Origin of the sequence: Pseudomonas sp. V88_4, from assembly GCF_029967985.1 — a bacterium.
Lineage (GTDB): Bacteria > Pseudomonadota > Gammaproteobacteria > Pseudomonadales > Pseudomonadaceae > Aquipseudomonas > Aquipseudomonas glycinae.
Genome location: NZ_JASCAF010000001.1, coordinates 199,698 through 211,222, shown reverse-complemented (window position 1 = coordinate 211,222; position 11,525 = coordinate 199,698). Strand labels below are relative to the sequence as shown.

The 11,525-nt window shown below is 59.4% G+C and carries 13 protein-coding genes; 8 read left to right on the top strand and 5 right to left on the bottom strand.

Features of this window, described 5'->3' with window-relative positions; all coding sequences use genetic code 11:
• Nucleotides 1–14 precede the first annotated feature (14 nt).
• Both QLG12_RS01020 and QLG12_RS01015 read left to right on the top strand, forming a co-directional pair.
• The gene (locus tag QLG12_RS01020) at nt 15–647 is read left to right on the top strand and encodes a glutathione S-transferase family protein (protein WP_282473733.1); all 633 of its coding nucleotides are present in this window, start codon (nt 15–17) and stop codon (nt 645–647) included.
• The gene (locus QLG12_RS01015) at nt 644–1,588 is read left to right on the top strand and encodes a Nudix family hydrolase (protein ID WP_197870379.1); all 945 of its coding nucleotides are present in this window, start codon (nt 644–646) and stop codon (nt 1,586–1,588) included. The genes QLG12_RS01020 and QLG12_RS01015 overlap by 4 nt, the downstream gene beginning before the upstream one ends.
• A 128-nt stretch (nt 1,589–1,716) precedes the next feature.
• Here QLG12_RS01015 and QLG12_RS01010 read toward each other — a convergent pair whose 3' ends face one another.
• Genes QLG12_RS01010 through QLG12_RS01000 form a run of 3 tightly spaced genes read right to left on the bottom strand, consistent with a single transcriptional unit; the run spans nt 1,717 to nt 5,304 of the window.
• Nucleotides 1,717–2,301, bottom strand: coding sequence for a cob(I)yrinic acid a,c-diamide adenosyltransferase (locus QLG12_RS01010; protein ID WP_282473732.1), 585 nt, complete (start codon nt 2,299–2,301; stop codon nt 1,717–1,719).
• Between the two features lie 3 nt (nt 2,302–2,304).
• On the bottom strand, nt 2,305–4,341 hold the full coding sequence (locus tag QLG12_RS01005) for a HAMP domain-containing sensor histidine kinase (protein WP_064383758.1): 2,037 nt from the start codon (nt 4,339–4,341) through the stop codon (nt 2,305–2,307).
• Nucleotides 4,342–4,386: 45 nt separating this feature from the next.
• Nucleotides 4,387–5,304, bottom strand: coding sequence for a putative 2-dehydropantoate 2-reductase (locus tag QLG12_RS01000; protein WP_197870383.1), 918 nt, complete (start codon nt 5,302–5,304; stop codon nt 4,387–4,389).
• A 140-nt stretch (nt 5,305–5,444) separates the two neighbouring features.
• On the opposite strand from QLG12_RS01000, the gene QLG12_RS00995 reads away from it, so the two are divergent.
• Together QLG12_RS00995 and QLG12_RS00990 are read left to right on the top strand one after the other, a co-directional pair.
• On the top strand, nt 5,445–5,930 hold the full coding sequence (locus QLG12_RS00995; protein WP_011335651.1) for a YajQ family cyclic di-GMP-binding protein: 486 nt from the start codon (nt 5,445–5,447) through the stop codon (nt 5,928–5,930).
• A 138-nt stretch (nt 5,931–6,068) separates the two neighbouring features.
• Nucleotides 6,069–6,908 carry a mechanosensitive ion channel domain-containing protein gene (locus QLG12_RS00990; RefSeq protein ID WP_007951217.1) on the top strand — a complete coding sequence of 280 codons (840 nt, stop codon included), beginning with the start codon at nt 6,069–6,071 and terminating at the stop codon, nt 6,906–6,908.
• A gap of 120 nt (nt 6,909–7,028) precedes the next feature.
• Here the strand turns inward: QLG12_RS00990 and QLG12_RS00985 are convergent, their stop codons facing one another.
• The gene (locus tag QLG12_RS00985; protein WP_197870387.1) at nt 7,029–8,384 is read right to left on the bottom strand and encodes an OprD family porin; all 1,356 of its coding nucleotides are present in this window, start codon (nt 8,382–8,384) and stop codon (nt 7,029–7,031) included.
• 75 nt (nt 8,385–8,459) lie between these two features.
• Between QLG12_RS00985 and QLG12_RS00980 the strand changes: the two genes are divergently transcribed.
• The 3 genes from QLG12_RS00980 (at nt 8,460) to QLG12_RS00970 (ending at nt 9,917) form a co-directional block, all read left to right on the top strand.
• On the top strand, nt 8,460–8,813 hold the full coding sequence (locus QLG12_RS00980) for a hypothetical protein (RefSeq protein ID WP_282473731.1): 354 nt from the start codon (nt 8,460–8,462) through the stop codon (nt 8,811–8,813).
• Nucleotides 8,814–9,281: 468 nt separating this feature from the next.
• Complete coding sequence (locus QLG12_RS00975) at nt 9,282–9,707, top strand: HIT domain-containing protein (RefSeq protein WP_041475414.1); 426 nt, start codon at nt 9,282–9,284, stop codon at nt 9,705–9,707.
• Nucleotides 9,708–9,710: 3 nt separating this feature from the next.
• Nucleotides 9,711–9,917 carry a SlyX family protein gene (locus tag QLG12_RS00970; protein WP_039766003.1) on the top strand — a complete coding sequence of 69 codons (207 nt, stop codon included), beginning with the start codon at nt 9,711–9,713 and terminating at the stop codon, nt 9,915–9,917.
• Nucleotides 9,918–10,001: 84 nt separating this feature from the next.
• On the opposite strand, the gene QLG12_RS00965 is transcribed toward QLG12_RS00970, so the two are convergent.
• A complete protein-coding gene (locus QLG12_RS00965) occupies nt 10,002–10,604 on the bottom strand; it encodes a cold-shock protein (protein ID WP_197870391.1) in 603 nt (200 codons plus the stop codon).
• 308 nt (nt 10,605–10,912) lie between these two features.
• Between QLG12_RS00965 and QLG12_RS00960 the strand changes: the two genes are divergently transcribed.
• Nucleotides 10,913–11,383 (top strand): Dps family protein, encoded by a 471-nt coding sequence (locus tag QLG12_RS00960; protein ID WP_064383754.1) that lies wholly within the window; start codon nt 10,913–10,915, stop codon nt 11,381–11,383.
• Nucleotides 11,384–11,525 lie beyond the last annotated feature (142 nt).

The following is an 11,525-nucleotide window of genomic DNA, read 5'->3' as shown; positions in this document are numbered from 1 at the left end:
GAAAGGACCCGACCATGAGCCTTCACCTGATCATCGGCGACAAACTGCTTTCCTCCTGGTCCCTGCGCGCGGCACTGGCGCTGGAACTGACCGGTGCGCCCTACACCGAAGAACTGGTCAAGCTCGGCAAGCCTGACACCCGCGAGCGACTGCTCAAGCATTCGCCCACCGGCAAGGTGCCGCTGCTGAAAACCGCCCGTGGCACCGTCGCTGATTCTCTGGCGATTGCCGAATACCTGGCCGAACAGTTTCCTTCCGAACAACTCTGGCCTGCCGATATCGCCGCCCGTGCCCAGGCCCGGTCCGCCTGCGCGCAGATGCACAGCGGCTTTTTCGCCATGCGCAATCACATGCCGTTCAACCTGAGCCACGATGCGCCGCTCAACCCGGTGCCGCCGGAGGTGAAGGTCGACATCGAGCGCATGCTCGCGCTGTGGGCCGAATGCCGCGCTGTCGCGACCGAGCCTGGGCCTTATCTGTTTGGTCGAGTGTCGCTGGCCGATGCGTTTTTTGCGCCGATTGCTGTGCGTCTGCGTACCTATCAGGTGCAGTTGCCGGCCGAAGATGAAGCCTATGTTGAAACCGTTTACCAATGGCCTGCCTTCAAGGCCTGGCAAAAGGCAGGACTGGAGGAGTTGCAGTCGTGAAACGCGTACACGTCGCTGCTGCCGTCATTCGTGACGACAGCGGCAAAATCCTGATCGCCCGCCGTGCTGACACCCAGCACCAGGGCGGTCTATGGGAATTTCCCGGTGGCAAGGTCGAAGCCGATGAGTCGGTGCAAACCGCGCTGGCTCGGGAGCTGCAGGAAGAGTTGGGCATTGTCGTCGGCGCCGCGCGGCCGCTGATCAAGGTTCGCCATGATTACCCGGACAAGCAGGTGTTGCTGGATGTCTGGGAAGTTTCGAGTTTTACCGGCGAGCCTCATGGCGCCGAGGGCCAGCCCTTGGCGTGGGTGACGGCGCGCGAGTTGGGCGACTACGAATTCCCGGCAGCCAACCAGCCTATCGTTGCGGCGGCGCGCTTGCCCGTCGAATACCTGATTACCCCGGAAGATCTGGAAGCTCCGGCGTTGCTGCGTGGTATCCAGAAGGCGATTGCCGGTGGCATCAAGCTGATCCAGCTGCGCGCGCCCAATGGTTACGACCCGAAGTACCGCGATCTGGCGGTGGACGCGGTCGGCCTGTGCGCCGGCAAGGCGCAGTTGATGATCAAGGGCCCGTTCGAGTGGCTGGGGGATTTCCCGGCGGCCGGCTGGCACATCACTTCTGCGCAGCTGCGCAAGTACGCGGCGGCGGGGCGCCCGCTGCCGGCGGAGCGCTGGTTGGCAGCGTCCTGCCACAACGCTGAAGAACTGGCACTGGCCGAGCAGATGGGTGTGGATTTTGTCACCCTGTCGCCGGTGCAACCGACTCTGACTCATCCGGATGCACAGCCGTTAGGCTGGGAGCAGGCGGCGACGCTGATCGAAGGCTTCAGCAAACCGGTGTTCCTGTTGGGTGGAGTCGGCCCGGCGGAGCGCGAAAAAGCCTGGGATGCCGGAGCGCAGGGTGTGGCGGGGATTCGGGCGTTCTGGCCACAGGCCTGAGTTTGCGGTGAGGCCGGTGGCCTCATCGCGCAAGCCAGCTCCCACAGGTTTAAGGCTTCATAGAATACTTGTGAACGATCAAGAACCTTGTGGGAGCTGGCTTGCCAGCGATGACTGACTTCCAGGCGCTACACCTCTGAAGGTTTCGCCGCCGGTTGCCACAGAATCTCGGCAATACCCTGACGCCGGGCGATCAGCCTGGCCGCCACAAACAACAGATCCGACAAGCGGTTGATATACGCCAGGCCAACCCCGGCCAACGGTTCGATCGCATTCAAATGCTGACAACGCCGCTCGGCACTGCGCGCCAGACTGCGGCAGACATGGGCCTGGGCAATCAGCATCGAACCGCCCGGCAGAATGAAATTCTCCAGCGGCCCCAAGTCCTCGTTCCAGACATCGATAGCGGCTTCCAGCCGTTCGATTTCCGCTGTGTTCAGCGCCTGGTACTCCGGCATCGCCAGCTCGCCACCGAGATCGAACAATCGGTGCTGGCAGGGCCCCAACACATCGATCAGCTCATTCAGCCCGGGGCAGGTTTCGCGCTCGGCGATCAATCCGGCCAGCAGTACACCGACCTGACTGTTCAGCGTATCGACCTCGCCAATGGCTTCGATGCGCGGGTGATCCTTGGGCACCCGGCGGCCGTCGCCGAGTCCGGTTTCGCCCTTGTCGCCGGTGCGGGTGTAGATCTTCGACAGGCGAAAGCCCATGGTTTACCTCGGTAGTTGATTGGTTTCGGCGGCGATGGGCGCCGGTTGCGCCAGTGGCAGGCGCAGGGTGAAGCAGGTGCCTTGCCCCGGCGCCGACTGCACTTCCATCTGGCCTTTGTGGTTGTTGGTGATGATGAAGTACGACACCGACAGCCCGAGGCCCGTGCCCTGGCCGATTTCCTTGGTGGTGAAGAACGGCTCGAAGGTGCGCTTGCGCACGTTCTCGCTCATGCCGATGCCGTTATCCTCGACCTGAATCTCGGCCCACGGCGGATTGAGCCGGGTGCGCAAGGTGATTCGCCCTGGCTCGCTGTCATCTTCGCGCTGGTGGATCGCCTGCGCGGCGTTTTTCAGCAGGTTCAGCAGGACCTGTTCCAATTCGTTGGCAGTGCCGGGCACCGGGCCCAGCGCCGGGTCGAACTGGCGAATGATCGCCTGACCCTTGAAGTCGAACCCGATGGCCAGGTCGAAGTCGTTGCCGGCGATTTCCACGGCTTGATCGATCAGCGCCGGCAGGTCGCACGGCGCCATCTGGCGGTTGCTGCGGCGGCTGAAACTGAGCATGTGGGTAACGATTTTCGCCGCCCGCGCGCCGGCCTGTTGGATGCCGTCGAGCAGTTGCGGGACTTCACGGCCTTGCAGGTAACGGTTCACGGTATCGAGTTCGATGCCCAGTTGCTCGGCCTGTTCAAGGTTCTTCGGCAGGTCCGGCGACAGGCGTCGGCGAATGTTCTGCACGTTGTGCAGGATCGCCCCCAGCGGGTTATTGATCTCGTGGGCCATGCCGGCGGCGAGGCCACCGACCGACAGCATTTTCTCCGACTGCACCATCATTTCTTCCAGCGACAGGCGCTGGGTGATGTCGTCGATCCGGATCACCACACCGCGCCCGGCGCCGCCCATCAACGGATAGAAAGTGAGCGCGTAGTGCTTGGGTTCATCGTCCTTGAACCACGTCACCCGCTCGATTTTCGCCACCGTGTGTTGCTCGACGGTCTGCTTGAGTTGCGGCAGAAACGGCTTGAGCGGCTCAAAGGCGAGGAAGATCGGCTGGTTAAGCGCTTCGTCCAGTCGTGTACCGGAAAGGGCGCTGGCTTCCTGGTTCCATTGCGTGACGTAGAGCTGTTCGTCGAGGGCGATCAGCGCCGAAGGCATGGAGTCGATGATGCTGTTGAGGTAGTTCTGGAACCCGGTGAGCTTCTTCTCGATCTTGCTGCGCACCTGGACTTCCAGTTCCAGCTTGCGGTTGGTGTGGCGGGTTTCTTCGGCCAGCCCCTGGGCCTGATCGTAGGCCGCCTGGGAGTCGTCGCGGGCTCGCTTGAGTTGCTGCTCCCTCGCCTCGATGCGCGAAAGCATAGTGTTGAACGCCTCGGCCAGACTGCCGATTTCGTCACGGTTACCCCGAGAGGCGCGCAGGGCGTAATTTTCCTCGCGGGTCACCTGGCGGGACAGCTCTTCAAGCTGATGGATCGGCCGGGTAATCAGGCGTTTGATCTGCCGGGCAATGACCAGCCACAGCAGCACACTGAAAATCAGAATCCCCAGACTGGCGGTGAGCGTGCCGGTGTAGAACGCCACCGGCAGTTCGCTGCTGGCGACCAGTAACAGGTGGCCCGGTGCGGTGCCTGGACGGGGCAGGGTGATCAGTTGGTTGCTGCGAAATTCGGTCAGTTGCCAGGCTTCGATGTGCCGATAGCGTTCCGGCAGGTTGAGTTTGTCGCCGCGTTGCAATTGCGCCAGACGTTCGCCCTTGCCGTCATATAGAGCGGCGGCGCGCAACGGCGAATAGCTGTCGAGCTCTTTGAGCAGGCGTTCAGCGCTTTGCGGCGACTGCAAGGCCTCGGCCACCAGACTCGGGTTCGACACCAGCCGGCCGATGGTCTGCAAGGCCTGGGGCGCCATGCTTTCCTGGGAAATGTAATAGGCGGCGCTGATAAAGGTCAGGTTGGCGACCAGCAACACGGTGGTCAACAGCACCAGCAGGGCGGCCAGCAGTTTCTGGCCGACCGGCAGGTTTTCAAGACGCTGGCGCAATGGCATCAGGTTAATCGCAGCAAAGGAACAAGTGGCCAGCGTAGCCGCTGCTCAGTCGACGGGCAATCCGAGACTGTGCAGATGAGCGGTCAGGCGCTCCTGCAATTGCTTGAGATGCGGCAGGTTCAACTGGTGACGCTGGGCAACCTTGCAGGCATGGCCGAGCAGATAGCTGATCTCGGTGCGGCGTTTACTGGCCACATCCTGATACATCGACGAGAAATTCGCCGCCGTGGCCTGGATCACCCGCTCGACTTCCAGCTGCAAATTGTCCGCTGCAGCCGGTTGACCGCAGCGTTCGAGCAGTTCGGTCAGTTCGCCGCACAGGGTGGCGACTTCGCAGTGATGTTGCTGCAAGCCGCCGTTGCGGCAGTCGTGCAGCACCGTCAGCGGATTGATTGCACAGTTGAGTGCCAGTTTGCGCCACAGACGGGTGAGGATATCGGCGCTCCATTCATGGGGGATTTTCGCCGCCTCAAGATCGTCCAGCCAGATCGGTGCTACCGGATGACCGGCATCCCCCAGCCAGGTGTAGCCATGGCCAGCGAACACCACGCGCCAGTCACCATCGCGAAAGGCGCCTTCGGTGCTGGAGGCGCTGATGCAGCGGGCCTGCGGCACTCGCGCGGCGACCGCTTCCTGGCTGCCGAGGCCGTTCTGTAAAAGAATCAGTTCGGCGTCCGGTGCCAGGCGATGGGCAAGTCCGGCCACAGCCGCTTCGGCGTCGTAGGCCTTACAGGCCACGAGCAGGCGGCGGATCGGTTCGGGGCTGTCCGGGGTTTCGCCGGGGATGGCGTAACTGCTGGCCACGCCTTGTTCGACGAGGGTCAGGCCGCCCGCCGTTGCATAGTCGTGCAAGCGGTCCATGTCGCGCAGGATCAACCGAACCGGCAGGCCGGCCCGGGCCAGGCGCGTGGCCCAGAGCGTGCCGAGACTTCCGGCGCCGAGGACATGCCAGGGGGTGGACATCAGTTTTTCACTCGGTAAGGTACAGGCATGCAAGGCTCGCCGTGTCGGTGGGAAAAGACCCGTTATAATGAGCCCGATTTTAACCGCAAGCCAAGCGCGCCGCGTCCCGCACGAGCGCGCCTTTTTATTGGAGAACTTACATGCCGTCGTTCGACGTGGTATCCGAACTGGACAAACACGAACTCACCAACGCGGTCGAGAACGCCGTGAAGGAACTCGATCGTCGTTATGACCTGAAAGGCAAGGGCAGCTTCGAATACAAGGAAAAGGACCTGACCGTCCACCTGACCGCTGAAGCCGATTTCCAGCTGGAAGCGATGATCGAGATCCTCAAGCTGGCCCTGGTCAAGCGCAAGATCGATGTGCAGTGCCTTGAAGTCAAAGACTCCTTCGCTTCGGGCAAGCTGATGAAACAGGACGCCGTCCTCAAGGAAGGCATCGACAAGGAACTGGCGAAGAAAATCGTTGGCCACATCAAGGAAGCCAAGCTCAAGGTGCAGGCCGCCATTCAGGGCGAGCAGGTGCGTGTGACCGGCAAAAAGCGTGACGATTTGCAGGAGGCCATCGCAGCCCTGCGCGCCAAGGAATTCGGCATGCCACTGCAGTTCAACAACTTCCGCGACTAAGCTTTTCGGTCGGGAACCTCTCGGCGTTTAAGGCGTCCGAGGCCCAAGCAACGGCAGAAACGATTGAGCCCCTTACGGCCCGGTCTTTCTGCCGCTGGTTTTTTACAGCCCGGGAAGCCGGCAATCAGGAGATAAAAGATGGATTTGAATGCTGAGGTGGACAACCTGGTCAAGGCGTCCCAGGCGTGGATTCCGATGATCATGGAATACGGCAGTCGTGTGCTGCTGGCGGTGATCACCTTGGCCATCGGCTGGTGGCTGATCAACAAGGTCACGCAAAAGCTCGGCGGCCTGCTGGCCCTGCGCAATGCCGACCTGGCGCTGCAAGGTTTCATCAGCAGCCTGGCCAACATCATTCTCAAGGTGCTGCTGATCGTCAGCGTGGCGTCGATGATCGGTGTCGAGACCACCTCGTTCGTCGCGGCGATCGGTGCGGCTGGCCTGGCCATCGGTCTGGCGTTGCAGGGCAGTCTGGCGAACTTCGCCGGTGGCGTGCTGATTCTGCTGTTCCGTCCGTTCCGTATCGGTGACTGGATCGAAGCCCAGGGTGTGGCGGGTACCGTCGACAGCATCCAGATCTTCCACACTGTGCTGCGTACCGGCGACAACAAGACCATCATCGTGCCGAACGGCAACCTGTCGAATGGCATCATCACCAATACCAACCGTCAGCCGACCCGCAAGGTTGTGTTTGACGTGGGTGTGGATTACGAAGCCGATCTGCAAAAGGCCCGTCAGGTGCTGCTGGATCTGGCCAAGGATGATCGCGTGTTGCAGGATCCGGCGCCTCAGGCCGTTATTTCGACACTGGGTGACAGTTCGATCACTGTTTCCCTGCGCGTCTGGGTTAAAACCGCAGACTATTGGGATGTGATGTTCATGTTTAACGAACAGTCCCGTGATCGTTTAAAGACTGCCGGAATTGATATCCCGTTTCCACAACGAGTGATTCGTGTGGTTCAGGAATCGGCGGTGTAATGATAGGTTGCTAATTAATTGCCTGACTTGTTGGTCAGGCATTTATTACAAGTGACAGATAACAAAAAGGCCCATCCGAAGATGGGCCTTTTTTTATGCTACCAAACTAACCACTGACGATTACAAGATGTTCAGTGGGTACTCGGTGATCAGACGGAACTCTTTAACGTCGCCTTCGCCTTCATCAGCGTTAGCAACGTGCCACGCTTGACGAATACGGAAGGACAGGTCTTTTGCCGGACCGCTTTGAACCACATATTTGGCTTCAAAGTTGGTTTCGTGGTGTTTGCCGTCTTCACCGTAAGCACCGGTGTAAAGGCTGCCCGCTGGAGTGTGGGTACCGTCGATGTCCCAACCTTTGACGTAACGAACCATGAAGCTCAGGCCAGGAACGCCATACTCAGCCATTTTCAGGTCGTAACGGGCTTGCAGGGATTTCTCGCCTGGGCCGTTGAAGTCAGAGTACTGGATGGAGTTGGCGAGGAAGATCGAGTCGCCACCGCGGTTCGAAGGACCGTGGCCGCCGACACCGATGTAGTCAAACGGAGTATCGCCATTGACCTTCTGGAAGGCCAGGGTGAAGGTGTGTGCCTTCAGGAACGACAAGGCGGTTGCCAGGGAGAACGCAGTGTTGCTGATCTCGCCCGCTTTGGCGCTGCCGGTGTCGGTGGTGCGGTAAATGTTGAAGTCAGTGTTCAGCGAAGTGTCACCACCGAATGGGGTAGTGAGGTTCACGTTGGCGTAGTACTGGTTCCAGATGTCTTCCAGCTTGGCGCCGTACAGCGAAGCCGACAGGTTGTCGGTGATGCCGTATTTGCCGCCGAAGTAGTCGATCGAGTCAGCCTTGACGTTGGCGTAGGTTGCCCATAGCTCGCCGTCACGGGCGTTCTTGTCCTGGCTTGTCGCCGAGTAGAAGTGACCGGCTTCGAGGTCAAGATCTTTGACTTCGCTGCTCTGCAGCTGGAAGCCGCTGGCAGTTTGAGGAAGGATACGGGAACCGCCGACAGCGAACACTGGAGCAGTGCTTGGCTGTTGATCACCAATTTTCAGTTCGGTTTTGGAGATTCGGAACTTGATGGCCGCGCCGGCTTTGCCTTGGCTATTGTCCGCTTCACGAACGCCTTTGGCATTCGGGGTGTCGCTACGGCTCATGTTGCCCGAACCGGAAGTGCCGTCACCGCCATCCAGTTTGACAGCCAGGTAACCGAATGCGTCGATACCTACGCCGACAGTACCTTGGGTGTAACCGGAGTTGAAGTTGGTGAGGAAGCCCTGGGTCCAGTCTTTCTGGTCGCGGCTGCCGTTCTTGTTGTCGCGGTTGAAGTAGTAGTTCTTCAACGTCTCGGTGAGTTTCGCGTCTTCAACAAAACCTTTGGCTTCAGCCTGGTCACTTACAAACGGTGCGGCCGTAGCCACTTGAGTACTGGCTGCTGCAGCAACTGCCAGTGCGATCATGCTCCACTTCATCACGCGCATCGTGATTTGCTCCTTTGGTTTTAGAAGAGTACTGCCGTCCCACCTGTTTTATTATCTGGGCGGCTCTTTCTTTTTGTGTCGGCGCAAACTTATATCACGCCGACCATGTTGGCGATACTTGCGAATCCAACCTTTCAGCTTCTTTACGAGCGTGTCGCAAACGGCTTGGTAGATGTCGCAAATTTACAGTCCAAATGCAATGGGACTGACAACTTCAGCGCTGTTTTACAGAGCTTGAGCATCGGTAAAAAAGAGTCCCTTGGCAAAACGCTTGAATCTCCATCGGGCAACCCTGCCACTGTTTTTATGGGGCTCAAGGCATCCACTTCTTGTGGTGCGCTTATAGTCCATATGGGTATGAATGCAACAAGCGTGCACAAACCGCTGAATTGTTCCGGTTTTTTTCAAGATGCTCGTCAGGTGCTGTAAAAACCTCATAAAACCGGGGGCTTCGAGGGGCTTTCGAACAGGCTTGACGCCATCCTTCGCATGGTGTTGCTCCCTGAAAGTCGCGGCGCGACAACCAAAAACGTTACCGGTTCACCCCGTCGGTGAGTATTCGGCGGATGCCCGACGCACTGAGCGTAGACGCACTGTGCGGTTTTGGTGCAAAAAATTTTATTGGCTGTACTGAATTCATACAGTTGAGCCGTCGATGGTTCGTAAACGTTGCTTTCTGAGCCGGTCGTTTCCCGCGTTCGAATACAGTGCTGGTTCTGTTCTGGTGCGCTCGTGCCACAAATGTCACTTTGCAGGGCGCGTAAGATTCCTTGCCGTGGCGCATTCGCAGTGAAGGGCACGTCAATCGCAGGTATGCTGCCCTCCAGTCGCTTGGCGCGCTGCTTTCAGGGTGGGGCGCTAAGCTGAAAACAGGTCATTTCGCCAGGAGTGCGCGCAGTGTTTGCTTTAGATTCACGACTTCAACAGGACACCCTGACCATCGGCGACTTCCCGCTCTGCCGACTGCTGTTGTCCAACGATGCCAACTACCCGTGGTTCATCCTGGTGCCACGCCGCGACGATATCAGCGAGTTGTTTCAGTTGGATGTCGCCGACCAGCAGCGCCTGTGGCAGGAAACCACGGCGCTGGCCGAGGTGCTCAAGGATTCCTTCGACGCCGACAAGATGAATGTCGCGACCCTGGGTAATGTGGTCAGCCAACTGCATATGCATGTGATCGTGCGTAAGCGGGACGATGCCGCCTGGCCGGCGCCGGTCTGGGGCAAGCACCCCGCCAAACCTTACAGTGCCGAGCAAGTGGCCGCGATCCGCGAGCGCCTGCGTCTGGTGCTGGACGAAGATTTCACCTTTCTGGAGGGCTGAGTCATGAGCCTCGAACAACGTGTTACCGAGCTGGAAAGCCGCCTGGCGTTTCAGGACGACACCATTCAGGCATTGAATGATGTGCTGGTGGAGCAGCAGCGAGTGGTTGAGCGTTTGCAGTTGCAGATGGCTGCCGTGCTCAAGCGTCAGGAAGAGATGGTCGGCCAGATCGGGTCTTTTGAAGAAGACGCGCCACCGCCGCACTATTGAGAGGTCTGTGGGCGGGCTCCCGTGAATAAAAAAAACGCGAACAGCCAGGCTGTTCGCGGTTTTTTTATTGCCGGGAAGCGTGAATCAGCGACGCGGCAGGGCGGCGATCACGTCTTCGGCCTGCAGGCCCTTGTCACGGTTCATCACCGAGAACTCCACGCGCTGGCCTTCGACCAGGACGCGGTGGCCTTCGCCACGGATGGCGCGAAAGTGCACGAAAATATCATCGCCGGAATCCCGGGAGATAAAACCGAAGCCCTTGGAGGTGTTGAACCACTTGACGGTGCCGGTATCGCGGTTGCTCATGTCGTAGCTTTGCGTCGCGGCGGCCGGTGAGGACTTGTAGAAGCTGACGGCCAGGTGCAGAACCACGGCGACCAGAGCGATCACCAGGCTGAACAGCACGGCTGGCTGGCCGGCGATGACAGGCATCGGCGCGATCAGGGTCAGGGTTTGCAGGACAACGGTCAGCACCAGCAGGGCGCTGACCAGGTTTTGCAGATGCTGGCGCGGACCTTTGTTCCAGTTAGGCATGACTGGCGCAAGGATCAGGTTCAGCAGGCCGAAGAAGGCCAGGTAAAGTGCATCGGGTTGTTGCAGGTAAGGTACCGCTTCGGACTTCAGGCTAGGTATGAAGGACAGCAGCAAGGCTGCTGCGCCCATTAGCAGGTGGACGATTTTCAACATTTTTATTGACTCACGTTATGACGGCTCACAAGGAAGAGCTGAAGGCGCACGGTTCGCTTCGGAACAATAAAGAGGCGTTGGACACGTACCCGGCATCAGCCTATGCGCAGGCCCGGAAAACGGGGCGTAGCGACACACTGCCTATTTAACAGCAAAGCCTGCGGGTACTCAAATTACGCCGGCCGGCGGCAGGCGTCGGACGATTTGTCGCCTCTATCGGTGTCATCCGGGGGCTGCGGGGCGGGGGTGGCCTTGCTACAGTGGAACGACACCTGCTGGATGAACTCAATCGCCGTTAGGGGGTAAGCATGGCAATCGATATCGGTATCAGTGAAGCAGACCGCAAATCCATCGTCGAAGGGCTCTCGCGCCTGCTGTCGGACACCTACGTGCTGTATCTGAAGACCCACAACTTCCACTGGAACGTCACCGGGCCGATGTTCCGGACCCTGCATCTGATGTTCGAGGAGCAATACAACGAACTGGCCCTGGCGGTGGACTTGATCGCCGAACGCATCCGGGCGTTGGGGTTTCCGGCGCCAGGCGCATATGCAACCTACGCCCGTCTGTCTTCTATAAAAGAGGAGGAAGGGGTGCCGAGTGCCGAGGACATGATCAAGCAATTGGTCGAGGGTCAGGAGGCCGTCACTCGCACGGCGCGGGGGATATTCCCTCTGCTGGATAAAGTCAGCGATGAGCCGACCGCCGACCTGCTGACTCAACGCATGCAGGTTCATGAGAAAACCGCGTGGATGTTGCGCGCACTGCTTGAGGCCTGATGGCGGGAAGCGCACGGACACCCCGGGTTCGTGCGCTGTTGTCTTTCTCCCCTGGAAAAATCATTCACGACAGTAGGAAACGAGGAACGAGACCCACCGCTCCATGATCCTCCGTGTCGCGTTGGCTTATCCTACGTGAAGG